This is a genomic window from Paracoccus cavernae (assembly GCF_042430175.1).
Taxonomy (GTDB): Bacteria; Pseudomonadota; Alphaproteobacteria; order Rhodobacterales; family Rhodobacteraceae; genus Paracoccus; species Paracoccus cavernae.
The window spans coordinates 250,566-273,670 of record NZ_JBHMDZ010000001.1; the positions used below are offsets into that span (position 1 = coordinate 250,566).

The 23,105-nt window shown below is 62.3% G+C and carries 18 protein-coding genes and 4 pseudogenes; 6 read left to right on the forward strand and 16 right to left on the reverse strand.

The window, feature by feature from the left end; genetic code table 11:
* Positions 1-148: 148 nt before the first annotated feature.
* The 9 genes from ACFFUC_RS01280 to ACFFUC_RS01320 all read right to left on the reverse strand — a co-directional run bounded on the left by ACFFUC_RS01280 (position 149) and on the right by ACFFUC_RS01320 (position 9,482).
* Entirely contained in the window at positions 149-1,213 is a 1,065-nt protein-coding gene (locus ACFFUC_RS01280; RefSeq protein ID WP_377682788.1) for an HlyD family secretion protein, read from the reverse strand.
* On the reverse strand, positions 1,210-2,841 hold the full coding sequence (locus tag ACFFUC_RS01285) for an efflux MFS transporter permease (protein WP_377683599.1): 1,632 nt from the start codon (positions 2,839-2,841) through the stop codon (positions 1,210-1,212). The genes ACFFUC_RS01280 and ACFFUC_RS01285 overlap by 4 nt, the downstream gene beginning before the upstream one ends.
* A gap of 329 nt (positions 2,842-3,170) precedes the next feature.
* A complete protein-coding gene (locus ACFFUC_RS01290; RefSeq protein ID WP_377682790.1) occupies positions 3,171-3,602 on the reverse strand; it encodes a MarR family winged helix-turn-helix transcriptional regulator in 432 nt (143 codons plus the stop codon).
* A gap of 410 nt (positions 3,603-4,012) precedes the next feature.
* Positions 4,013-4,807, reverse strand: coding sequence for a hypothetical protein (locus tag ACFFUC_RS01295; RefSeq protein ID WP_377682792.1), 795 nt, complete (start codon positions 4,805-4,807; stop codon positions 4,013-4,015).
* A gap of 48 nt (positions 4,808-4,855) precedes the next feature.
* Positions 4,856-6,049, reverse strand: a complete 1,194-nt coding sequence (locus ACFFUC_RS01300; RefSeq protein WP_377682794.1) for an alpha/beta hydrolase — start codon at positions 6,047-6,049, stop codon at positions 4,856-4,858.
* A complete protein-coding gene (locus ACFFUC_RS01305) occupies positions 6,046-7,404 on the reverse strand; it encodes a DUF1254 domain-containing protein (protein ID WP_377682796.1) in 1,359 nt (452 codons plus the stop codon). Before ACFFUC_RS01305 ends, ACFFUC_RS01300 begins: the two co-directional genes overlap by 4 nt.
* Entirely contained in the window at positions 7,401-8,435 is a 1,035-nt protein-coding gene (locus tag ACFFUC_RS01310; protein ID WP_377682798.1) for a DUF1254 domain-containing protein, read from the reverse strand. Before ACFFUC_RS01310 ends, ACFFUC_RS01305 begins: the two co-directional genes overlap by 4 nt.
* A 44-nt stretch (positions 8,436-8,479) precedes the next feature.
* A complete protein-coding gene (locus ACFFUC_RS01315; RefSeq protein ID WP_377682800.1) occupies positions 8,480-9,016 on the reverse strand; it encodes a hypothetical protein in 537 nt (178 codons plus the stop codon).
* Positions 9,017-9,062: 46 nt separating this feature from the next.
* On the reverse strand, positions 9,063-9,482 hold the full coding sequence (locus ACFFUC_RS01320) for a hypothetical protein (protein WP_377682802.1): 420 nt from the start codon (positions 9,480-9,482) through the stop codon (positions 9,063-9,065).
* Positions 9,483-9,495: 13 nt separating this feature from the next.
* Here ACFFUC_RS01320 and ACFFUC_RS01325 point away from each other — a divergent pair, with 13 nt between their 5' ends.
* Positions 9,496-10,761: a serine hydrolase domain-containing protein gene (locus ACFFUC_RS01325; RefSeq protein ID WP_377682804.1), complete on the forward strand. Its 1,266-nt coding sequence runs from the start codon at positions 9,496-9,498 to the stop codon at positions 10,759-10,761.
* Here ACFFUC_RS01325 and ACFFUC_RS01330 read toward each other — a convergent pair.
* From ACFFUC_RS01330 to ACFFUC_RS01340, 3 genes are all read right to left on the reverse strand, one after another.
* Positions 10,758-11,288 carry a hypothetical protein gene (locus tag ACFFUC_RS01330; RefSeq protein ID WP_377682806.1) on the reverse strand — a complete coding sequence of 177 codons (531 nt, stop codon included), beginning with the start codon at positions 11,286-11,288 and terminating at the stop codon, positions 10,758-10,760. The genes ACFFUC_RS01325 and ACFFUC_RS01330 overlap by 4 nt on opposite strands.
* A 200-nt stretch (positions 11,289-11,488) precedes the next feature.
* Positions 11,489-11,890 carry a nuclear transport factor 2 family protein gene (locus ACFFUC_RS01335; RefSeq protein ID WP_377682808.1) on the reverse strand — a complete coding sequence of 134 codons (402 nt, stop codon included), beginning with the start codon at positions 11,888-11,890 and terminating at the stop codon, positions 11,489-11,491.
* Between the two features lie 102 nt (positions 11,891-11,992).
* Positions 11,993-12,850 (reverse strand): SDR family oxidoreductase, encoded by an 858-nt coding sequence (locus tag ACFFUC_RS01340; RefSeq protein ID WP_377682809.1) that lies wholly within the window; start codon positions 12,848-12,850, stop codon positions 11,993-11,995.
* A 120-nt stretch (positions 12,851-12,970) separates the two neighbouring features.
* Between ACFFUC_RS01340 and ACFFUC_RS01345 the strand changes: the two genes are divergently transcribed.
* The 4 genes from ACFFUC_RS01345 (at position 12,971) to ACFFUC_RS01360 (ending at position 17,665) form a co-directional block, all read left to right on the forward strand.
* A complete protein-coding gene (locus tag ACFFUC_RS01345) occupies positions 12,971-13,339 on the forward strand; it encodes a winged helix-turn-helix transcriptional regulator (protein ID WP_377682811.1) in 369 nt (122 codons plus the stop codon).
* 426 nt (positions 13,340-13,765) lie between these two features.
* Entirely contained in the window at positions 13,766-14,464 is a 699-nt protein-coding gene (locus ACFFUC_RS01350) for a gluconate 2-dehydrogenase subunit 3 family protein (RefSeq protein ID WP_377682813.1), read from the forward strand.
* Between the two features lie 4 nt (positions 14,465-14,468).
* The gene (locus tag ACFFUC_RS01355; RefSeq protein WP_377682815.1) at positions 14,469-16,247 is read left to right on the forward strand and encodes a GMC family oxidoreductase; all 1,779 of its coding nucleotides are present in this window, start codon (positions 14,469-14,471) and stop codon (positions 16,245-16,247) included.
* 8 nt (positions 16,248-16,255) lie between these two features.
* Positions 16,256-17,665: a c-type cytochrome gene (locus ACFFUC_RS01360; protein WP_377682817.1), complete on the forward strand. Its 1,410-nt coding sequence runs from the start codon at positions 16,256-16,258 to the stop codon at positions 17,663-17,665.
* A gap of 596 nt (positions 17,666-18,261) precedes the next feature.
* On the opposite strand, the pseudogene ACFFUC_RS01365 reads toward ACFFUC_RS01360, so the two are convergent.
* From ACFFUC_RS01365 to istA, 3 pseudogenes are all read right to left on the reverse strand, one after another.
* Positions 18,262-18,492: pseudogene (locus ACFFUC_RS01365) on the reverse strand (ATP-binding protein); the annotation flags it as partial.
* Positions 18,482-18,745, reverse strand: a pseudogene (locus ACFFUC_RS01370) (IS21 family transposase); the annotation flags it as partial. The pseudogenes ACFFUC_RS01370 and ACFFUC_RS01365, both read right to left, overlap by 11 nt.
* Before the next feature lie 733 nt (positions 18,746-19,478).
* Positions 19,479-20,498, reverse strand: a pseudogene (gene istA, locus ACFFUC_RS01375) (IS21 family transposase); the annotation flags it as partial.
* Positions 20,499-20,597: 99 nt separating this feature from the next.
* On the opposite strand from istA, the pseudogene ACFFUC_RS01380 reads away from it, so the two are divergent.
* Positions 20,598-22,038, forward strand: a pseudogene (locus tag ACFFUC_RS01380) (IS1182 family transposase).
* A gap of 553 nt (positions 22,039-22,591) precedes the next feature.
* Here the strand turns inward: ACFFUC_RS01380 and ACFFUC_RS01385 are convergent.
* Positions 22,592-23,017: a hypothetical protein gene (locus ACFFUC_RS01385; protein ID WP_377682819.1), complete on the reverse strand. Its 426-nt coding sequence runs from the start codon at positions 23,015-23,017 to the stop codon at positions 22,592-22,594.
* Positions 23,018-23,105: the final 88 nt, after the last annotated feature.

A 23,105-nucleotide genomic window follows, 5' to 3' on the forward strand; every position in this document is an offset into this window, starting at 1 on the left:
CGGCCGCTTTCACCGAGTTTCCAAGCCTGCTCCGTTCAACTCAGGCTGGTTGAAAACGCCCGCACTTGCTGCGGGCGTTTTTCTTTTGCGCCAAGCGCCGTGAACCCTGAAGGCCCCCCTCCCCTCTTCGGGGCGGTGCCTGCGGCTCTCAGCCCGCGGGCTTTGCATCCGCACCGGAGGCGCGTTTCGTCTCGACATGGGCCACGACGGAAAGGCCTGCCGCCAGATCATCCGCCGCCTCTTGTCCGGCATCGATCGAGATCCGCACCGGCAGACGCTGGGTGACCTTGGTGAAATTGCCGGTCGCATTGGTTCCGGCCAGCAGGCTGAACTCCGAGGCCGTCGCCGGCGAGAAAGCCTCGACATGGCCGCGATAGCTGCGGCCTTGCAGCGCATCGACCGTGAAGCGGACGGGATCGCCGATGCGCATGCCGTGCAGCTCGGTTTCCTTGAAATTCGCGATGACCCAGATCTCGTCGCCAACCAGACTGACAAGCGCGGTTCCCGCAGTGACATATTGCCCGACCCGCGCCCCGACCTGCCCGAGCTGGCCGTCGACCGGCGCGCGCACCACGGTATTCTCGAGATCCAGCCCCGCCAGCTCGACCGCCGCCTTGGCGGCCGCGATATCGGCCTCTTTCGCGCCGAGGCCGACCTTCGCGCCATTGACCGCCTCGCGTGCAACCGCGATCCGGCTTTGGGCTTGGGTCACGGCCGCCTCGGCTTGCCGCAGGCTGAGCGCGGTCTGGTCGGCCGAGCTTTGCGCCGTCACGCCGCGCGATTGCAGCTGGCGGGCGCGATCCCAATCCTGTTTGGCGGTGTCGCGCGTCGCCTCTGCCGCGCCTTGGGCGGCCTCGGCAGAGGTTACACCCGCCTCGGCGGTGCGCACATTCTGCTCGGCGATCTTGAGCGCGGCCTCGGCCTCCTGCTCGGCGGCCTGGGCCTGCGCGAGCTTCTGGCGGTACTGGCGGTCATCGAGACGCGCAATGATCTGGCCCTTTTCCACCCGCGCGAAATCGCCAACCGAAACCTCGGCAAGATAGCCCGAAAGCTGGGGCGCGAGCGCAGTGACGCGGGCGCGGATATAGGCGTTTTCGGTCACCGGCTGCGAGGGTTTGAAAGGCGGCAGATGCCAGGCGAAAAGGATCAGCAGCACGCCGCCAAGTCCGATGGCGGCAGCGATCAATGTGGGGATCAGATGGTTCTTGCTCATGATTGTGGCTTCGCGACGAGGGTTGGTGCGGGAGTGGATGCAGGGGAGGTTTCGGGATTTCCGGCGAGGTTTGTGCCTGTCGGGCCAAGATGCAAAAGCCCGCGCCACAGGCCCCCGCCCTTCTCGGCCAGCCAATCACGCAGCAGGTGCAGAAGCAGTGCCGCAAGCGCCACGATCGCCAGAAGGAACGTCAGGAAATAAGCGTCGTTATAGGCCATGACATAGGCCTGGTTGCTGGTCTCGGTCGCAATGCGCGACACGGCCTGAAGCTGGCGCATCGCGGGGTCGGCGACTTGCGGGGCAAGCGCGCGGCCCGCCTGGGCGATGGCTGCGGTGGTGATCGGGCTGGTGGCCTGCAGCTCCTCTTGCAGGACCTGCATGTGAAAGGCCTGTCGGTGGTTGATCAGCGTCGTGAACATCCCCGAGCCGATCGAACCGCCCACGCTTTGCGTCGACAAAAACACCACGAAGAAAGACAGGATATAGTTCGGCCCGCGCGACAAAGCCGCCATCAGGCCGCGCAGCAGGGCCGGTCCGATGAAGATCGTGCCCGCGAAAGCGATCATCGCCTGGCTCAACATCATCTGCTCGGGGCGGGTATCGACGGTCGAATGGCTGTCGAGCCATGCCCCCGTCGCGATCAGGACCAGCGCGACCAGATGGTAAAGCGGCACGCGCTTGAGCGTCATGAACGGGATACAGGCCAAACCGCCCAAAATCCCCGCCGCCGCAATCACGGTGAACAAAGGCACGAGCTGGTTTTGCGTGACGCCCAAGACCTGAAACATCCGCGGCGCGCCCGCGCTTTGCTCGGACAGGATCAGCCGGAAGATCAGCAGCGTGATCGTCAGATGGACGATGGCTGGGCTCGCGAGCCAGCGGATATCGAGCAGCGGCGAGGCGCGGTTCAGCTCGATCATCACCGCGATGGCGAGGCAGGCCACGCCGAGCGCCAGCACCCAGCCGATCCAGGCGGTATCGGTCCACCAGTGGATCGAGCCCATGACCGAGGCCACCGTCAGCCCGCCGAAACCCGCCGCGATGAACAGCCAGCTGACAACATCCATCAGCGCCAGCACCCTCGCCTTAGGCGCGGGTTTGAGCTTGAGCAGAAAGACCAGCGCGAGCGAGATCGCCGCGAGGCCGAGCCCCATCAGGTGCACATCCGTCCAGCCGCCGTCTCCGAAGAGGCTGGGCGAAAGCACGCGCGCGAGGGATGGCCCCATCATCGTACAGGCCATGACCATCGGCATGCCCATCCGCAGCTTCCACTGCGGCGCGAGCGGCTCGATCATGTAGAGGAAGGCCAGCGTCGACAAAGGCGCGGACGCCATGCCGTTGAAGAATTGCACGATCACCGCCGAGCGCAGATCGACGATCCACAACGAGACGAAAGCCAGCACCAGATAGATGATGATCGCGATTTCGGCAAAGCGGCGCAGGCCATACTGCATGCGCATCTTGGTCAGCATCAGGGGCAGCGAGGCGCGCGGAATGAGGTAAGCGGCCATGAGCCAGCTCGCCTCGGTCGTGGTCGCGCCCAACTCGCCGGCGATCTGCTGGATATTGGCGGTGACGAACCCCTGCCCCAGTCCTTGCGTGACCGAGATCACCGCAGCCGCGCCCATATAGGCCAGCGTCACCGGCAAGGGCGGCGCGACGAAAGCGGGTGGCGCGGCGGTTTGGGGAGTGGGGTCAGAGGTTGCAGCCGGAGGAGCATCGGTTTCGGGTCGGGAGGCACCCGCCTTCTCGGCCTCTGCTCCGCGCGCAGCATCCTCTTGCGGGTCGCGGGATTCTTCGGGCCCGTCGGTCAAAGAAGCGTCCCCGGTTTCCGCCTCGCTCGCGTGATCCGCAGGCGCCGCGCCAGCGTCACGCGCGGCCCGCGGCGGGACTGCCGCGCCCGTTCCTTGCCCCTCCTCCGGCGCAACCCTTTGCGGTTTTGCTGCGCCAGTATCGGTCATTGCCGTGCGATCTTTTCGGCATTCTCGGCCATGCGGGCGAGAACGCGGCGGGTCGCCTCGATATCGGCGGTGTCGATGCCTTCAAACATCTCCGCCTCGATCTCCTCGCGGAAACGCACAATGCTGACGAGCCGCGCGGGGCCGGTCAGAAAGATGGTATATTTGCGCGCATCGACCGGAGAGGGCCGCCGCTCGGCCAGTTTCATCGCCTCGAGCGCATCGAGCTGGCGCTTGAGGGTCGGCGTCTCGATCTGCAGCAGTGCCGCCAGTTCGGTCTGGGTCGCGCCCTCATTGCGCGAAATCGTCGCGAGCAGCCTCGCCCGCGCATAGGTCAGCCCCATTTCTTGCGCGCGCTGGTCAAACAATCCGCGCATGACACGCGACAAAGTGAGGAAGTTTTCGAATACGGAATGCTGGGAGGTCGGCATGATCGTTAGCTTGCTAATTTATTCGTTAGTTAGCTAACAATGCCCCGTGCCAGTGTCAAGAGAGCGGCTGTTGGAGCGCTCATAAGACGTCCGTGGGGGCGGCGTGATTGCAGGCGGGAGTGGTGTTTATTGCAAATATCGCGCGGGATAAATGCGACCACCGACGGCCCTCCTTTTAGCAGGGCACCGTCGCGCGAACGACGGGAAAGGTCAGAGCCGCTTGGCACCGGACTTCCGGCTCCGCCCCAGAATATCACCGTGCATGAGGTCAGTTCAGGCAAGTGCGGCGTCTCCCCGCCCCACCCAAGCATCCGGCCCTCCAAAGGGGCCCGCCCCAGAACGCAAAACGGCAACAACCGTCTCCGGATGTTGCCGTCTGGCAGACGGGTTGCGGGGCCTTTTCTGCGGCCTCAGAACCGCATCGAGGCACCCAAAATCGGGCCCGACATACGCAGGTCATAGGACGTGCCGTCGTTCTCGCGGTCGACGTAAAGGGTGCGGTAGCCCCCGCCGATCGTCCATTTCTCGTTGGCTTTCCAGTGCAGCATCGCCGAGACCTGCCAGCTGCGGTCCGAGGTCGAACCGCCGAGGTCGAAGCCGCCGCCATCGAGCCACAGCACGCCGTCCAAGCGCTCGCCCAGCTTTGCAGTGGTGCGGAAGGCGATGACCGGATCAATCCAGTCGTCCGAGATCGACGTCTTGCGGTCCGCAGCAAGATTGCCGTGCAAGGTGACGTCGATCTCGCTCGACATATAGCGCAGACCGCCGCCGGCCTCGACGCGGAGCTTGTCGTCCTCGTAGAAGTTGTAAAGCCCGTAGCCCGCGATCGAGGTCAGGCGGGTGCGCGCCTCGCCACCGGAATAGAAAAGCCCCAAAGGCGAGGAATCCTGGAGCGTGAGGTCGAGGTAGAAGACATCGCCGACCAAAGCCCAGTCGCCTTGACGGGCATTGACCGCGAACATCACCCCGACATCCAGCGCGTCGACCGCATCGCCGGCCGAAAGCGAGGTGACCGCGCGGCCGTAGGGCGTCGAGACGCCGGTCTTGCTTTCGGGCAGCCAGAGATAGGCGGCGGCTTCGAATTCCCAGCCGCTTTGGCCAAAGCTCAGGCCGCCATCCGCAGGGGCCGCATCCTGCGCAAAGCCCGGCAAGGCGCCGAGCGCCAGAAGACCGACGGCGGTCAGACACAGTTTTGTGGTTTTCATAGCCATCTCTCCTTGAATGTCCTTGTCTGAATTGATGGGCCGGCAGGATCAGCGGGCAAAGCTGTCGCCCACTTCGATAATACCCTGACCAAAGCTTCCGATCATGAATGCGCCGGCACGACGCAGCCCCTCGCCCGGTCGGCTGGCCGGAGTATGGTCGTAAAGCGCCGCGACCTGCATGAGGCGGCCATGGGCCATCATGTCGGTCTCCATCTCCGAGACGTCGACCAGACGCACGCCGTAGGCCTCGGCCCTGGCCTTGACCGCAGGATCAGCGACATTGATCGCGCCGATCCGCGTGCGCCCGCCCGCAAGTGTCTGCGAGACCAGAAGCGCCTTGTCGTCGGTCGCGGTCATCACGGTGATCGGGACCGGCAGTTTGCCGATCTGCGCCATCTGCTGCCAGAAGAGATCGACATCGATATCGGGATCGGCGAGCACCACCTCGACGCGGTTGAGGATATCGTTGCGCCCCTGCAGGCGCAGTTGCAGCAGGGATTCCATCGTCAGGCGGCCGCCCATGGAATGGCCGATGACGAAGATGCGGCCGTTGCCCGAGGCCTGTTCGAGATCGGCGATCAGATTGGCCAGCGCCGGACGCGAGAAATCCGCGGCATCGCGGTCGGCGACATAGGCGGTGACTTTGGCCGAAGAAGGCCATGCGAACAAAACCGACGCCGCGCCGGCATTGGCATCGGTCGCAATCTGCGCCGCGCGGAAGACCGCTTCGGGCATCGAGGTGTTGTAACCGTGGATAAACAGGCTGACATCACGGCCCCGCCGCCCGTCTCCCCGCACCGCCCGCAGGAAACCGGCCTTGTCGGCGGCCTGCGCTTTGGTCACGAGGAATTCCGTTGCGGGATCGGGGGTCTTGCCCTCTTTGGGCCATTCGATCTCGGAGGCTTTATGGCCCGGCGGGACCGAAAAATCATAGATCATATAGCTGCCCGCCATCGAGCGCGCATCGCCGTAAGCCTGACGGCCGTCTTCGGTCAGCATCAGCCCGCGCGTCGTCGCGACAAAGACACGCTGCTCTTTGGACTGCGCACCGTCGGGGGTCTGCACCCGTGCCGCGGCCGAGGGCACCGGCTCGAGGCTCAGTGCGCTCGGACGGGGGCTGCAGCCCTGAAGCAGCAACCCCGCAAGGCCGAGGGCCAAGGCATGCCGCAAAGCGAAACGCCCCCCCGCCGATTTGGCGGGGAAGCGCGAAGGACAGGCCATGCTGCCTGCAGGCATCGTCATTCTTCGATCTTTGCCGATGGCGAAACCCAGCGGCCTTCCAAAGCCTCGGCCTTGGGCAGGTAAAGCCGCATGACCGTGTAGAAGGTCGCGGCAGGTGCCGGCAGCCAGTTCGATTCCAGATCCGCGCCGGGGCTGTCTTTCTGGATATACAGCGTGACATTACCCGCCTCGTCGCGCTTGAGGCTGTCCAGCATCGGCGAGTTGATCAGATAGCGGTTGATCGGGTTGTCGATCAGCAGCTGGCTTTGGCGGTCATACATGGTGATCGACCAGAAGGCATCGACCGGCGGCAGGCTGTCCGCCGCGAAGGTCAGACGGTAATTCGCCTTGCTGCCGTCCAGCGGCTGCTTGTCGCCGTCGACCGCCTCGATCACATAAAGCGCCTCTTGCGCGCTATTGCCGTAAATCCCGCCCTGCGCCGCAGCAGCGCGGGACATGTATTGGCCCTGCATCTGCTCGGGCGTGCCGAAATATTTCGAGGAATCGGTCAGCGCGCCTGCGGTGTCCCAGATTTCCTTGTAGGTCGCCTCGGCTCCGGCAACCATCTCGGGGGTCGCGCTTACGACCTTGCCGCTTTCGACGCCAAGTTTCGCAAGCCCCTCGCGCTGCGCCTCGTCACCCGGCCATGCCGGAGCGAAGGGCAGCAGGAACGCGGCCAGCTGCCAGAAATTCGACACCATCAGCTCGTCCGAGATCGGCATCCAGTCCACGGCCGGAGCGGCCTCCGGCGCGGGCGTGCCGGCCCAGGCGGAAAGCGGGCTGGCCTTGTATTTCGCCTGAATCTCTTTGACCTTGTCCAGATCGTCGGGTGCGAAAAGCTGGGTGCGCATGATGCCCATGGCCAGCCATGTCGGCATTTCGATGACGCGCTTGATGCCTTCCGGCACCTCGCCTTTCCAGCCCGGTCCGGTGATCAGGAAATCGCCGCCGCCATTGCCGTCAACCCGCGTGCCGGGGTAGTCGACGTTGTTGGTGTAAAGATCGATCAGCTGAAGCGAATAATAGCGCTCTTTTTCGATCTCGGGCAGCGTGACGACGACCGGCTCGGCGCGCAGGTCGAAGACCACGAAGGAATAGGGCGTGTCCGAGTTCGGCGTGATGATCGCGGTATCTTCAGGCGTATAGACCCGCGCGATGCTGACCATCTCGTTGAACGGCCCCTTGTATTGGGAGCCGTCCTTTTCCACCGCATATTGATACATGGTGAGGTAATTCTTCACCATCGGATAGGTGTAGATATAGGCTTCGCGGATCGCGGCGGCACCATCGGTCGCGGTTGCGGTCTGGGCGGCCAAGGGCAGCGCGGGCAGAACCAGTGCTGCGGCCGAAAGCGTCAAAAGGGTGCGGCGGTTCATTGGACAGCCTCCAGCTCGGGGAAGGTCCAGCTGCCGTCGAGGATCGCGGCTTCGGGACGATACAGGCGGACCATCCAGTTCCAGTTTTCCGGCACCGGTAGGCAGTTCACCGTCTCGTCGGTGCAGCCGCCGAATTGCAGGTGATAGGAGCCGTCCTCGGCGGGTTTGGCCGTCAGGTTGTTCAGCGTATAGACATTGCGGTCGTTGGGCGCGATGAAGCCGTCGGCATTATAGATCGTGATCGACCAGAAAGCCTGAACCGGCACGTCCTTGACGGTCAGGCGGTAGACCTGCTTGCCGTCGTTGTTTTCCGGAAAACGGTTCAGATACAAGGCGTCGCGGTCGGGGTTGCCGCCCCAGCCCATCGCCGAGCCGATGAGGAACATGATCGGATCAACCTCGGCTTTGGAGCCGAACATCCGCGTCGGGTTCGGCACATCCTCGGCCAGAGCGTTGATCTTGGCGCGGGTCTTGGTGCGGCTTTCGGCATCCCAATCCGGGATCTCGAACACGCCCGGTCCGCCCGGCTGTTCGGATTTGAGCTGATCCTGCAGCTTGTGGACCGCATCCATATCGGCGGGATCTTCGGGGTTCACGAGCGTGCGCAGGGCGACCAGCACATAGCGCGTGCCGATTTCTTCGCGCGTCAGGGTATACTCGCCCGGCTCGTATTGGACGCCATGAGTATATTGATCCTCGTCGATGATCTGCATCGACATGAAGCGGCCGTTGGTTTCGGGAAGGGTGATCGTCACCGGACCCGCATCCAGATCATAGACCGCCGAGGAATACAGCGTGTCGCGGTTCATCCGGATGATCGCCTGATCATCGATCGGCGTCATCGCGCGCTCGTGGCCAAGAACACCAATGCCGCGAGCCGCAACCACTGCCGAGAAATACAGATCGCTTTCGGCGCGGGAGAAGTTCTGCGCATTGACCGTGATCGGCTCGGCCATTGCGGTCGCAGCGAGCCCGAGGGACGAGGCGCCGAGCAAAAAGGCCTGAAAGGAAAGTCTGGCGAGGTGGTTCATGGTAGCTCCTGACCCGAGATTTGCTGTAACTGATTATGTTAATGCTAAAAGGTCAACGGCTCAAAAGCCGATGACGTGGTATCCGACCGCCGCGGCCCAATCCGCGGGCCGTTCATTGCCGGCAAAATGCCGGACTTGACATAGACCTGCGCCAAGCGGTCGCCGGCCTTGCCCACCGGTGTGCCCGCCGTGACGGCGAGGCTGCCGTAAAGGCGATCGCCTTCCCAGCTTTTCACCGCGGCCGGATCGTTCGTCATGTTCTGTGCGGGGTCGGGCAGCTTCGGCACATAGTAGAAATGCGGAACCGTCTCGCGGATCTGGTTGTCGTCGCCGATCGATTGGCTGTGGTTGATGGCGGGAACGAAAATGCGCCCCTCTTCCAGAAAGAGCGCGTAATTCGCGCCCGCCCTGAGCGTGGCGCGCTTCACACCATTGTCCAAGTCCATATGCTCGCAACTGGCCCATGCGCTACGGCGCAATTTGGTGGGGTCCGTTCCGTTATCGGCCTCTTGGGCGCCGGCATCCCTACCGGCCGCCATTCCCGCAAGGTCAATGGCGCAGAGAACCGCTGTCGACTTCATCTTCTCCCGCCGTTTTTCAGGTTGATTGAATGACGTGCAATTGAGGCTACACAGCTTGCAATTGAATGGCGAGAAAGATTGCAGCTTTGCGGAAAAACAAAACCGGGCCGTTCAGGCAATCCGCACGGGGAAAACTCTTGGTCAATCTGTTGTTCCCAAATGGTTTGACAAGAACCCTGCGCGGGGCTGGTTTCAAACCGTGCCCTTCGCGACACAACCTGAAGATGATATGCGCGGGGTGTCGATCTTTCCCTAACGGCACACGTCGGCGCAGGCAAAGACCGCATTCGATAGGTAATTTCCTCCGGCGACGACGCTCGCCCTGATTGCGGCCATTGACCAATCGGGCCGGTTTCCCGCACAATTCGGGGATAATATATTGCTTTATCCGTTGGGGAGGATCCGTTTTGGCAACACCAGCGGTTCGCGCAAAGCTTGTCGCCGCAAGCTTGCTTTTGGCATTCATCGGAGGTCCGGCCATGGCTGACACGCCCCCGCTTTCGGCGCGGGAATCCGACCCGCGCGTCATGGGCTGGATGCAGGGCTTTCCGCCGCCGCCGGACAAGATCATAACCCAGCCGGATTCGGTTTATTTCAGCTTTCCCAAGCTGCGCTGGTCGGTCTGCCATCTGCGGGAATTCCTGCCGACTACCGGCATCAGCCGCGGCCTTGGCGCGCCGGTCCCGCTTGTCTATCCCGAACCGGCCGCTTTCGCGGATCTGCGCGACGAGATCGACGGCTTGACCTTCACGCCTCTGGGCGGCGCGGAACAGATGAGCTGGGAGGCCTCGCTTTACGCCAATTATACCGACGGCATCCTGATCCTGCACAAAGGCCAGGTCGTCTACGAACGCTATTTCGGCTGCCTCGACGAGACGGGCAAGCATGCGGCCATGTCGATGACCAAATCGGTGACAGGGCTTCTGGCCGAGATCCTCGTTGCCGAGGGAAAGCTGGATGATACGCTCCGCGTCGCCGAGATCATCCCCGAGGTCGAAGCGGGCGCCTTCGGCAGCGCCACGGTCCGGCAGGTCATGGATATGACCACGGGCATCAAGTTTTCCGAGGATTACGCGGATCCGGAGGCCGATATCTGGACCTATTCGGCCGCTGCCAGCCCGCTCCCCAAGCCCGAAGGCTATGATGGTCCGGACGGCTATTGGGAATATCTCGCGCAGGTCCAGCCCGAGGGCAGCCACGGCGAGGCCTTTCATTACAAGACCGTAAACTCCGACATGCTCGGCTGGATCATCAGCCGCGTCGCGCAAAAATCTGTCGCCGATCTTGCCTCCGAGCGCCTTTGGCAGCCGATGGGGGCCGAACAGGACGCCTATCAGACCGTCGACGGCAAAGGCGTGCCCTTCGCGGGCGGAGGGCTGAGCCTCGGCCTGCGCGATCTGGCGCGGCTCGGGCAGCTGATGATCGACAAGGGTGCGGTCGACGGCCGGCAGATCTTCCCCGCCAGCGTGGTCGAGAAGATCGCGGCAGGTGGCGATCCGGCCAAATTCGGCGGCTATCCGACTATCCCGGGCGGCAGCTATACGAGCCAATGGTGGAATTTCAACAACGCGCATGGCGCCTATGCCGCGCGCGGCGTGCACGGGCAGACGATCTATGTCGACCCGCTCGCCGAGATGGTCATCGTGCGTTTCGCATCCTTCCCGACCGCGGCAAACGGCGCGATCGATCCGACCTCTCTGCCTGCCTATATGGCAGTGGCGGACTATCTGATGGGGCGTGATTAACGGCAGTCGACGAATGGCGCAGCGCGGTTTTCCGGCCGACATGCCGATGATTCATTCATCGGTAGCAGGGCCGCGCCTTCGCCGCGTGCATTGGTCTGCCGCCCGATCAGGAATGGCGTCGTTTGGCGAACCGCGAACCGCCTGCCGTTGAAAACCATCGCCCGTCGCAGCCCCTTGAAGGACGGGCGCTCTGCGAGGGAAAAACTGGCTGGCGTTCCGGGAATGCTCGACCTGCGCATGCAGACCCTGCGCATGCCGGAATGGAACCCTTGATCCTTGCGGAGAAGCGAGTCTAGGAAGGTACTCCCTTTCCTGACGGTCATCTCCGTCGCCAAGCGCCCGACCGGCCGGGCATAACCGAAGTCGAATGCCTCTTCGGCACGCCGGACGGCACCTGTACCTGCAACAAGCGGACCAACCGCTTTCAACGCCGGAAACCGCCCTGCATCGGCGCGGGGAAACCGCAAAGATCCACCCAGTCCCGTGCCCATGAAAAGGCCGGCGCTTGGCCGGCTTTCTTGGTTCATTGACCCAAGCGACACCGTGGCGTCGGCGGCCCGTATGATGAAGATCCCATCGTAGAGGCCTGCGCCCCAAGGGCGGAATGAAGCGCCGGTTGCGGGATGCCGGTCGTGCAAGCATCGATTCTGGACGGCGGGCGCGCCGGATCTGCCGAACGCGATCACAAGTGATGCGCATGGCCAACAGCGCGGCGCGCCCGAAATGATCAGGCGACGACCATGTAGGATGACGGATCGGCCGAGGTTGCAAACTCTTCCATCTTGCTGATCAGGCCGTTGGTAACGGTATAGACCTGAACCCATTTGTTGGAGAGCTTCCCGTCAATTCCGTCCATCACATAGCTTTCCTCGCCCAGAACCACGACCGTGTCGCCTTGTTCGATAAAGGTCAGCGGGCGGAAGTAGTCGATCTTCATCGCGGAAAAGCTGGTGCCGAAGAACTTCTCGGCGCCGCTTTTCCCTTCAAACCGGACCGAGGGCATTTTCTGTGAACCGTGATGGATCCAGAGCGTGTCCTGCGAGACCGTGGCAAGTGCCCCCGGCAGGTCTTTCGCGTTGAAGGCGGCGAACATCTGGTCGACGATTTTCCGGGCGGTGGTCTGGGTCATGATATCCTCTTACGCTTAACAGATGAAAAAACGGGTGGGAAAGCGACGTTTCCCACCCGGAAACCACGATACTCGTTGACAATTCGGACTATGCGAAACGGCTCAGGCGAAGACTGCACCGAGCATCTCGTCGAGCGATTGCGGCTCTTTGCCGAGAAGCGTCGCAAGATCACGCGAGGGCAGGTCATACTGGCCATCGCGGATGTCGCGGATCGTGCCGAGCGTCAGCCAGATCACGAATTCCGGCAGCCCTGCGGCGCGCAGGCCATCTGCCAGCGCCGCCTCGGGAATGTCCTGATAGACAAGCGGACGGCCGGCTCTCCGCGAAAGGGCCGCCACGATATCGGCATAGCTCCAGGAGCTGGGGCCCGTAAGGGTGTAGGTCTTGCCCTCATGCCCCTCCTGCAACAGCATGTTGGCTGCGGCTTCGCCCATCTCGCGTCGCAGGGCGTAGGGGACGCGGCCCGTCCCTCCCGGCAGAAAGACCCCCTCTGCCGGCGCTTTCGGCCCCGCGATCTGGGCAATCGCCTCGGCGTACATGGTGTTGCGCAGGAAGGTCCATCTCATGCCGGAGGCGCGGATCCTGTCTTCGGTCTCGAAATGGCTCTCCATCAGCTCGCGAACGCCCGAGGTCGCGATGTCGCGGATGGCGAGACCGGTATAGGCGACATGCCTCACACCGGACGCCCTTGCCGCATCCACCACATGGCGCTGCTGCTCGCCGCGGTTTTGCGACATGGTAGAAATGAACAAAAAGCGGTCTATTCCGGCAAAGGCAGGACCGAGTTCCGACGGACGGTCGTAATCGCCGTAGCGAACCTCGATCCCCTGATCCGCGTATGGTTTGGCCTTTTCCGGATCGCGGGCGAGGACGGCAAACAGTCCCTTCGCATTGCGGCGCAGCAACTGGGCGATGACCTCTTTACCAAGTTGTCCGGTTGAACCGCCGATCAGGATCATGACACACTCCACATGCTATGGCCCCGCTATAGTGTCGACGAATGGTTTAGGAACTATCAACTTGTATAGCGTTTTCTCGCCTGTTTCAGGCGCCGCAGGAGGGACGGAATAGTGCATCAGATGGAGCTGGAACCCGAAGAGCACGACCTTTGCAAAAAGGCCTTCGTGCTCGCCATTCGCGATGCGCTTAACGTGGTCAGCGGCAAGTGGAAGCTGGCGATCGTCTGCACCCTGCTCAGCGGTCCCAAGGGATTCGCCGACATAGAGCGGCTGCTGGCGACGATCTCTCCGCGCATGCTTGCGCGCGACTTGCGCGAGCTGGAGATCAACGGCGCCATTACGCGAACCGGATCCGGATCGCGCGGCAATGGCGCAAAATACATGCTGACCCCATCGGGCGCGAAACTGGAGCAAGTGGTGTTCATGCTCGCGGAATGGGGGCAAGACCACCGGAGGCTTTCGGCAGAGGCATTGCAGCCTTTGGGCTGATATCCCGCGCTTTCCGCGTTGATCCCCGAGTTTTTCCACATTTAGCGACCAGCGGCCCGAGGTCGCGGCTTGCGCCTTTCCCTGCATGGCTCCCGCCGGCGGGAATCGCGGGCCGCGCCCCCGTTTCCCCGCGCCGAAGATCCGGCCGCCGCTCAAGCGACCTGGCGGCGGAATCGGCCATGCTTGTCACGTCGCTGCGCCCCGCCCGGCTCTTGACGACCAAATGCCTTATATGTCTATTTGGTCTGCGCGACTTGCCCAATCAGTCGAACCACATACCCAGCAGTTCCACAGCCCGTGGCGCTTGCTCCGGTCAAAGGTGTGCTCCGAGTGGCAGACCCGAGATCATCCAAGCCAAGACTTTGAAAGCTAACGGAGACGCAGATGCAAGGTAGGGACAAGGGCCGCGGGGGCCCCGAGAGGGATGTGCCCGACACTTCCCGCAGAGGTTTGCTGAAGGGGGTCTCGCTGCTTCCGCTTGCGGCGGCATCGGGTGCGCTTGCCCTCGATGCGGGTCCGGCGCCCGCCCAAGAGGCCCAACCGGCCTATCAGCCGGTCTTTTTCACCGCTGACGAATGGGCCTTTCTGACGGCGGCCTGTGACCGGCTGATCCCATCGGACGAGGTCGGCCCCGGTGCGGTCGAGCTGGGTACGGTCGAATTCATCGACCGCCATATGCAGACGCCCTATGCCAGTGGTGCGATCTGGTACATGGCGGGGCCGTTTCAGGACAGCGACGACCCCAATTTCGGCTATCAGGGCCGCCTGACCGTCAAGGAAATCCTGCGCGCCGGTATCGGCGACACCGATGCTTGGTGCCGCGCCAACCGCGACGGAAAAACCTTTGCCGAGCTGAGCCACGAAGAACAGGAAGCGATCCTGACCGAGCTGCAGGAACGCAAGATCGAGCTGCCCAACGTGCCGGTGCGCTATTTCTGGCAGCATCTGCTGGCCGAGACGCGCTACGGCTATTTCAGCGACCCTATCCACGGCGGCAACAAGGGCATGGGGTCGTGGAAGATGATCGGCTACCCCGGCATGCGTGCCGATTTCACCGACTGGGTCGGTGTTCGTGACAAGCCCTACCCGTTCGGGCCTGTCGATCTGATGGGCAGAAGGGGCTGAGATCATGGCGATCATGAAAGATGAAGTCGATGTCGTCATCGTCGGCATGGGCTGGACCGGATCGATTATGGCCAAGGAAATGCTCGAGGCGGGGCTGAAGGTCGTCGCCCTCGAGCGCGGGGCCGACCGCAACGCGCAACGCGACTTTTCCTATCCGCGCGTGGTCGACGAGCTGGAAGGCTCGGTCCACCGCCGCTATCTGCAAAGCCTCTCGCAAGAGACGCTGACAATCAGGCACGGCGTCGGCGATCTGGCGATGCCTTACCGCCAGATGGGCTCGTTCAAGCCGGGCACGGGTGTCGGCGGCGCGGGCGAGCATTGGTCGGGCTGCAACTTCCGCCCCTTGCCGGAAGACCTGAAACTGCGCTCGATGCTGACCGACCGTTTCGGCGAGAACTTTATCCCCGAAGACATGACGATCGCGGATTTCCCCGTCACCTACGAGGATCTGGAGCCCCATTTCGACAAATTCGAATATGTCGCGGGGATCTCGGGCAAGGCCGGCAACATCAACGGCGTCATCCAGGAGGGCGGCAACCCCTTCGAGGGGCCGCGGTCGCGCGATTACGCCTTGGGTCCGCAGCGCGAATTCCTCGGCTCGGAAATGTTCCGCAAAGGCGCGCAGGAGCTTGGCTGGAACCCCTATCCGATCCCCTCGGCGAACCTTTCGGCCTCCTATGTGAACCCCTACGGGATGCAGATGGGGCCGTGCAACTTCTGCGGTTTCTGTAGCGATTACGGTTGCTTGAACTATTCGAAATCGACGCCCGGTGCCTGTATCATTCCGGCGCTGCGGATCGATCCGAATTTCGAGCTGCGGGTGAATTCGCAGGTGCTCAAGGTCAATCTCGACGACACCGGCAAGAAGGCCACGGGCGTCACCTATATGGATGCGCAGGGCCGCGAGACCGTGCAGCCGGCGGGGATCGTCCTGCTCTGCGCCTTCTCGTTCTACAACGTCCATCTGATGCTGCTGTCGGGGATCGGCCGCCCTTACGATCCGCGCACGGGACAGGGCGTGGTGGGCAAGAACTACTCCTACCAGAACCTCAGCCGCATCACGATGTTCTTCGGCAAGGATGTTCAGGCGAACGGCTTTGTCGGGACGGGCGGCAGCGGCCAGACCATGGACGACTTCAACGGCAAGCAGGTCGATGCCTCGCAGACGGGCTTCATCGGAGGCGGTATCGTCTGGGCACGCCAGCCGGGTGCGGGTCCGATCCGCGGCATTCCGGTTCCCTCGGGCACGCCGGGTTGGGGCAGCGAGTGGAAACAGGCGATTACCGACAGCTTCCGCCACAACTTCTATTTCGAAGTTCAGGGCGCCTGCATGTCCTATCGCGACACCTATCTCGATCTGGACCCGACCTATAAGGACTCCTTCGGCCGTCCGCTTCTGCGGATGACCTTCAACTGGCACGACAACGAAATCCGCGGCTCGCAATTCTACTTCGAAAAGGGCGAGCAGCTGGCATCCGTCCTGAACCCGCTTTCGACCACGGGTTCGGCGAAGCAGCCGGGTGCGCAGTATAATACCACCCAATACCAAAGCACCCATGCGGTGGGCGGCGCGATCATGGGCGACAGCCCCGAGACCTCTGCCATCAACCGCTATCTCCAGTCGTGGGACGTGCCCAACGTCTTTGCGGTGGGCGCGAACGCCTTCCCGCAAAACAACGGCTACAACCCGACGGGCCTTGTCGGCGGTCTCGCCTATTGGACGGCCAATGCCATCCGCGAGATCTACCTGAAGAACCCGGGTCAACCGATGGTCGATGCGTGAGGTGAGCTATGAAAATCGGTAAAATCATTCTCGGCGTCGTTGGTCTGGGCGTTGTCGGCGGAGCGGGGGTCCTGGGCTTCGCGCTCTGGCCGACCTCGACGCGCGAGATCACGCTTGAGGTCGATCTCGACGATCCTGCCGCGCTGGAACGCGGCCGCTACATCGCGACCGCCAGCGATTGTGTGGCCTGCCACACCGCGCCGGAGGGTACGCCATTCGCGGGCGGGCTCCCCATCGCTTCGCCGGTGGGGACAATGTATTCGACCAACATCACACCCGACAAGGCTACCGGCATCGGCAATTTCAGCCTGAACGACTTCGATCGTGCCGTGCGTCACGGGATCGCGCCGAACGGGACTTCGCTTTATCCGGCGATGACCTATCCGTCCTATGCGATCATGTCCGATCAGGACATTGCGGACATGTATGTCTACTTCATGAAGGGCATCGCGCCCGTCGATCAGGCCAACAAAGCCGCCGACATCGCTTTCCCGATGTCGATGCGCTGGCCGGTCGCGATCTGGCGCAAGGTCTTCGGGCCGGGCGAGGTCACCTTTGATGCGGCTGCCTATGGCGACCCCGAAATCGCCCGTGGCGCCTATCTCGTGCAGGGCGCGGGGCATTGCGGGGCGTGCCACACGCCGCGCAGCGAGACCACAATGGCCGAAGTCGCGCTCAACGAACAAAGCGACCTGTTCCTTGCCGGTAACGGCGGGGCCGCGCCGAGCTTGCGCGGCGATGCCGACGGGCTCGCGCTTTGGAGCAAGGAAGACATCGCCGAGACGCTGAAAACCGCACGCAACCCACATGCGGCTGTCCTGCCGGGCGGTATGTCCGAGGTTGTCCTTCACAGCACGCAGCATATGACCGACGAGGATTTGCTGGCGATGGGGGCCTACCTCAAGTCGCTCGGCGCGTCCTCGGCGAACCCCTCGACCAGCTTTGCCGCCAACGAGACGACGGCGAATGCGTTCCTCGACGGCTCGATCACGGGGCGCGGCGCAGAGATCTATATGGATAGCTGCGCGGCCTGCCATATGACGAACGGTCAGGGAGCCAAGGATGCTTTCCCGCGTCTTGCCGGCAATGCGAGCCTGCTCGTGCCCGAACCGACTCCCGCGATCAGGGCGGTGCTTGCGGGCGCGGCGGCCCCTTCGGTGCCGACCCGCCCCGCGCCGATCGGCATGCCGGGATTCGCCTGGCGCTATTCGGATGCCGAGATCGCCGATCTCATGACCTTCATGCGCTCGAGCTGGGGCAACAACGCGCCAGCGATCACGACGGCAGAGGTCAAGGCGGTGCGGGACAGTCTCGCGGCCCGCGAAGCCCCCGGGAACGAGGTTGCAGGGGTTTATGACCCGCGTCGCGCGGCCGAGATCACCGAGGAAACGGCGGAAGCTCCGGCAGCGGCACAATAAGCCCGCGCCATAGCCCTGCCCCTTAAAAGCAACACCCGCGGATCTGCCCTCAAGCCGATCCGCGGGTGACTTTTTGCAGTTTAACGGGGCGCAGCAGGAGGCGTCAGGCAGCCAACTCCGGTTTGGGCGGGCCTGATGCCACCGGACCCGCCAGCGACCTCGGCCCCGATTGCGGCACGCTTTTTCATTGGCCCCGGTCGACGTCACGGTCTAGTTTGCCCGCGGCAAGATATTGAATAGGTAGAAAATGATCCGGCTCATGAACCTGGCCGCCTCTGGCGCTTGTGCATTTTTGCTTGGCAGCGCCGCCTTCGCGCAAGAGGCGGTCCCGCTCACCGAAGAGCTTTTCACCCTGCCTTGGGTGATTGCCGATTTCGAGGGTCGGAGTGACATCGAATACGTGACTCCTCCAACCTTCGGCATCTTTGAAGTCGCGGAGCGTGACGTGGGAGGCGACACCCCTTGCGCTCATAGCTGGAACGGCAAAATCGATCTTGATCTACCTGCGGTCACCATTTCCGAGGTCGAGGCTTTCCATAGCGACGAGTGCCCCGCCGATCGCGATACCATGACCCTCCTCAAGCTGTTCGAGCAGNACCCGACAGGTCTTTGTAGGCCGGAAAGCGTGCCGCTTTCATATGATAGGCAATCGACCGGACCTCTCGTTCGGCCATCTCCGCCTTCAACAGCTGGGTTAGGATCGGAACTGCCGCTTCGAATGCAGGCGCGCCTTGCTCAATCAAATCGGTCACGGCCTGCGCCATGCCATGCATCTTGAGGCTGCGAAGCATGATAATGACGGCGCCGCTGGCGGGATCATGACGCATGGCGGCCTCCGGTGTTATGGGCCCGCAGATCGTCGTAGCGCCCGACATTTGCCTTAGGCTCGCGGCGCAGCGCGAGCGCTTGGGGCGTATCGATGAGCGGCCCATCGTTGGTTTTGCCATCAATCAGGCGATGGAGAATATTCAGCACATGTGTCTTGGTCGCGACCCCTTCGGCCAAAGCCAGTTCCACAGCGGTCAGAACAGCTTGCTCGTCATGGTGCAGGACCAATGCAAGGATATCGACCNGCCGGCGGGTAGGTACGGGTGCCGCCCTCACCGGCGGCCGCGACCATTTAGCTGGCAGCCCCGCAGGCTCGGGGCGGCTGGGTGACGGATCACGCCGAAAGGCGGCGTCGGCGCAAAGTCAGGCCAATGCCGAAGCAGATTGCGGCCAGCACGAGATAGACAGCCGAAAAGAGGGCAACCAACAGGACCGCCATCGCAGGACCGCCCGGATCGGTCGCTTGCTGGTCGAGGGCGAATTCGTAAGCCATGACCCCGATGATGCAAAGGACCGCAAAGCAGAAAAGCAGACCGGCGGTCAGCGTGGAATATTCGGCGATCATGCGCGGCCCGCTTTGCTTGTTCATCCAAAACGCGAACCCGATCAGCAAGAGAGCCATTGCCCCGAGAAGAACCGGCAGCGCGGTCGCCTCGGCCATTCCGGTCACCTGCAAAATCGTGAAAAAGAGCATCGTGACCGGCGTCTTCGCCGCAAAGGCCACCAAAGCCGCCCCTCCGGCAACAGCCAGCCAATGGATGATCTTTTCTTTGATTGTCAGGGACATGCCTATGCTCGATCTCGATTTCCGTGCTCCGGGATGGAGTGCCGAAGGCATTTCATGGACCGGATACCTACATGTTTCAACCTTCGGCTTATCTCCGCGCCAAAACCAAAGCCTCGCGAACGACGCCGGCACGCTGTAGCGAGTGCGCTCGAAGCTGATCAGACAGGTGGGAGAGACGCGCTTGCTCCATTCGATGANACGGTCTCCACCAGGACGTCGCAGCATCTGTTCCTGCAACTGCTTGAATCCTGGCGGCAGCTCGGCAAACGGAGCGCCATTCCTGAGCGCGCCAGGTTTGCGCTGGATGACCGCCAAATAATGCCGCCAGTCGTAGACCGTTTGCGGCGGTAGTTGGTGGGAGCGGTCAATCCGCCGTGCATGCTCGCATAGGATCTGGCCCTCTGCGGCGATGACGAGCCGGTCAGGATAGACGCGGAGGCTGACAGGGCGGTTCGCGAACGACGCCGGCACGCTGTAGCGAGTGCGCTCGAAGCTGATCAGACAGGTGGGAGAGACGCGCTTGCTCCATTCGATGAAGCCATCGAAGGCCGGCGGCACCGGCATCAACGCGGCCTGTTCCTCAGCCCAGGCATCGGCCACAGTCCCAGCCAGACGGCCATGCGGGATCTCCTGCCAGAGCGCCTTGCAGCGCTGTTCCAGCCAATCATTCAGCGCCGCGAGATCGGGAAAGTCCGGCATCGGCTGCCAAAGCCGCGGTCGTGCATCCTGGACGTTCTTCTCGACCTGACCCTTCTCCCAACCTGCGGCCGGATTGCAGAATTCCGGCTCGAAGACATAATGGTTGGCCATGGCGAGGAAGCGCATGTTGACCTGTCGCTCCTTGCCGCGCCCGATCCGATCCACCGCTGTCTTCGTTCGGCATGGCCTCGGACCGGTGGCGGCTCACGCCTCACTATCGTAGATGCCACGTTCCGGCACACCGCCCAGAACACGGAAACCGTGCCAGTGGGCATCGAACAGCATCTCGTGGGTCTGAAGCAGATATGCCCGCACGAGGAACGCCCGGCTGTGAGACAGCTTGATATGCGCAACCTGCAACTTTGTGCGCTCACCGCCAAAAACCGCGTAGTCTTCGCTCCAGTCGAACTGGAAGGCTTCACCCGCTCGGAAGCTCAGTGGCACGAAACTGCCGCGCCCCGTCGTTTGTTGTTCACGCTGGCGGTCTGCCCGCCACGCACGGGCGAAGGCNGGGAGTTGCGGCAACGCAGCATGGGTCGAGCCCGACCGTCGGCTATGGGCCGAGGGTGTGTCAAAACCTGCTGCTATGCTACGATTCCGCGATGGCGGGAGAGTGGCATGGCGGGTTTCATCGAAGGAGTTCAGCGAAGTCAGACGGTGCTTTTCCCGGATCGGCTGGAGGACTGGATCGACGAGGATGATCTTGTTCGCGTTGTCGATCTGTTCGTCGATGAGCTTGATCTGGCAGAGCTTGGTTTCGTGCGCTCGACCTCGGCCCGCACTGGTCGTCCCTGCTACCATCCCGCTGTGCTGCTGAAGCTGTTCATCTATGGCTATCTGAACCGGACCCCATCGAGCCGGAGGCTGGAACGCGAGGCCGGGCGCAATGTCGAGGTGATGTGGCTGATTGGCAGGTTGGTGCCGGACCACAAGACCATCGCCGAGTTCCGCCGCGCGAATGGCCTGGCCATCCGCAAGACCTGCGCGCAGTTCGTCGAACTGTGCCGCCGGATTGGCGTGCTGAAGGGCGACTGCGTTGCGATCGACGGCAGCAATTTCAAGGCGGTGAACAACCGTGACCGCAACTTCACGAAGAACAAGATCGCCAGCCGTCTTGCCCATCTCGAAGCTGATGTGGAGCGCTATATCGACGAGATGGTGCGCATCGATCGGCAGGAGGAAGGCGAGGCACATACTCGGAAGGTCCAGCATCTGGCTCGGCGTTATGGTCGTATCCGACAGGAGATTGATCGGCTGAAGGCAATGGACAAAGCCCTGGTCGAGGTTCCCGACGGACAGATTTCCTTGACCGATCCGGACGCCCGCGCCATGGCGACCAGCGCCCGCCACAGCGGTTTGGTCGGCTACAATGTCCAGACCGTCGTCGATACCGAGACCCATTTGATCGTCACCCACGAGGTCACGAACCAGGGCTTTGATCGCGACCAGCTCAGCCCGATGGCGATTGCGGCCAAAGACGCCCTGCAGCGCGATGACCTCCACGCCATTGCCGACAAGGGCTATTTCAGTGGCCCCGAGATCCTCGCCTGCCATGATGTGGGGATCACCACGACCATGCCGCGCCCGGCCACCGCGGGCAATGCGGCCAAGGGCATGTATGTGAAGGCCGATTTCGCCTTTGATCCGGAGCGCGACATCTATGTCTGCCCGGCAGGGGAAGAGCTGATCTATCGCTACACCACCGAGGAGCGCGGTGTTCAGGTCAGGCGATACTGGATCAACGCCTGCCAGAGCTGCCCATTGAAAAGCCGATGCACCACCGGTACGGAGCGCCGGATCCCCCGATGGGAGCATGAGCATCTGATCGACGCGATGCGCGAAAGGCTGAGCCGGGACACGGATCCCATGACACAGCGCCGCTGCACGGTCGAACACCCTTTCAGCACGATCAAGGCTTGGATGGGGCATACCCACTTCCTGACGCGAAGGCTGAAAAATGTCCGCACAGAGATGTGCGCTCAACGTGCTGGCCTACAATATCAAGAGGGTGGTCGCCTTGATCGGCATCCGGCGCCTGATGCAGGCCATTCCGGTCTGATCAGGCCTTTTCAGCCCAACCTCCTGCGTTCCACTTCGCTTTACAGGGCCTCCAGATCCGGCCCTGACAACCGCGCGCGCAACAGGCCAACTTGACGCTGAAGCGATCCACCGCCTCGGAAAACCGCGATCAGGCGGACCTCGCCAGCCAGTTTTGACACAACCTCAGCCGATCACGACTGTGGTCTATGGGTTTCCGGGAGGGTTGATCGCCTTCTGGCTTGGTGCGCGCCATTGTAAATGAGCATGCAACGAACCGGGCGATTTCTTGACGAGACAGGCTGCCTAGTGAAACAAAAGGCAAACCTTTCTGAAACGCCAAATCGGGTATGGAATTTCGCCAAGTCTTGCTCTGTTCTCCTAAGAATCTTGTACGAATCCAACGTCTTTGGCCAGTATGTTTTTTACCGGCTACCTTCTGTTTCATTTTAAGCGCGCCGCACGCGTCTGGCTGGCGCATCTTTCAGACCGCCTTAAAGTTGCGACCTCCCAGCGTTTTCATTCGCGTGGGATCGCTTCATGTTTGTCTCACTCAGGCGCCGAGGTTCTCAACATTATTTGCGGGCTGTAAAGTCCGTCTCGTCATGCGATGGATTGATATGATCTCCGGTCTGCAGCCGGCGAACTGCCGTGAGGAGTTCCTCGATTGCCTGTTCCGCGGCAGCGAGCTTCAAACCCACCATTAATCCCTGCCGTCCGGCCATCACGAGGAACATTCCCAGCACCTCATCTGAATGCCTTGCCAAGGCGACCAGATGCTCTCCGCTGGGACCGTATCTGCCGGCGAACCAGTTTTTCACTGTCTTTTCATTTGCTCCCGTCCAAGAGGCGACGACCTTTGCCCCCGCCCGACTGCTTCCGAGAGATCGCTTCAAGGCTGATGCGATTTCATCTGCGAACCAATTGTCGGCCAAATCCTGGCCGTCCTCAGCATACCCGTTTTCGTTTGGAAAGAACTTGCCCTTTTTCGGAAACGACATTCCGACCTCCCTCGCGTTACATGGATGAGGGAATCCAACCGAAGTTTCGCGCGAATTGGATGAATTTGCTTGAAATAGTGAGGAACAG

Excerpts from the sequence above, each read along its gene's own strand:
- ACFFUC_RS01320 (WP_377682802.1), bottom strand. The coding sequence starts at position 9,482 with ATGAATGCCAAAAGCAAGCTTGCGGCGACAAGCTTTGCGCGAACCGCT.
- ACFFUC_RS01355 (WP_377682815.1), top strand. The coding sequence starts at position 14,469 with ATGGCGATCATGAAAGATGAAGTCGATGTCGTCATCGTCGGCATGGGC.
- ACFFUC_RS01360 (WP_377682817.1), top strand. The coding sequence starts at position 16,256 with ATGAAAATCGGTAAAATCATTCTCGGCGTCGTTGGTCTGGGCGTTGTC.
- ACFFUC_RS01300 (WP_377682794.1), bottom strand. The coding sequence starts at position 6,049 with ATGACGATGCCTGCAGGCAGCATGGCCTGTCCTTCGCGCTTCCCCGCC.
- ACFFUC_RS01310 (WP_377682798.1), bottom strand. The coding sequence starts at position 8,435 with ATGAACCACCTCGCCAGACTTTCCTTTCAGGCCTTTTTGCTCGGCGCC.
- ACFFUC_RS01330 (WP_377682806.1), bottom strand. The coding sequence starts at position 11,288 with ATGAACCAAGAAAGCCGGCCAAGCGCCGGCCTTTTCATGGGCACGGGA.
- ACFFUC_RS01280 (WP_377682788.1), bottom strand. The coding sequence starts at position 1,213 with ATGAGCAAGAACCATCTGATCCCCACATTGATCGCTGCCGCCATCGGA.
- ACFFUC_RS01385 (WP_377682819.1), bottom strand. The coding sequence starts at position 23,017 with ATGTCGTTTCCGAAAAAGGGCAAGTTCTTTCCAAACGAAAACGGGTAT.
- ACFFUC_RS01325 (WP_377682804.1), top strand. The coding sequence starts at position 9,496 with ATGGCTGACACGCCCCCGCTTTCGGCGCGGGAATCCGACCCGCGCGTC.
- ACFFUC_RS01315 (WP_377682800.1), bottom strand. The coding sequence starts at position 9,016 with ATGAAGTCGACAGCGGTTCTCTGCGCCATTGACCTTGCGGGAATGGCG.
- ACFFUC_RS01295 (WP_377682792.1), bottom strand. The coding sequence starts at position 4,807 with ATGAAAACCACAAAACTGTGTCTGACCGCCGTCGGTCTTCTGGCGCTC.
- ACFFUC_RS01345 (WP_377682811.1), top strand. The coding sequence starts at position 12,971 with ATGGAGCTGGAACCCGAAGAGCACGACCTTTGCAAAAAGGCCTTCGTG.
- ACFFUC_RS01305 (WP_377682796.1), bottom strand. The coding sequence starts at position 7,404 with ATGAACCGCCGCACCCTTTTGACGCTTTCGGCCGCAGCACTGGTTCTG.
- ACFFUC_RS01335 (WP_377682808.1), bottom strand. The coding sequence starts at position 11,890 with ATGACCCAGACCACCGCCCGGAAAATCGTCGACCAGATGTTCGCCGCC.
- ACFFUC_RS01285 (WP_377683599.1), bottom strand. The coding sequence starts at position 2,841 with ATGGGCGCGGCTGCGGTGATCTCGGTCACGCAAGGACTGGGGCAGGGG.
- ACFFUC_RS01340 (WP_377682809.1), bottom strand. The coding sequence starts at position 12,850 with ATGATCCTGATCGGCGGTTCAACCGGACAACTTGGTAAAGAGGTCATC.
- ACFFUC_RS01290 (WP_377682790.1), bottom strand. The coding sequence starts at position 3,602 with ATGCCGACCTCCCAGCATTCCGTATTCGAAAACTTCCTCACTTTGTCG.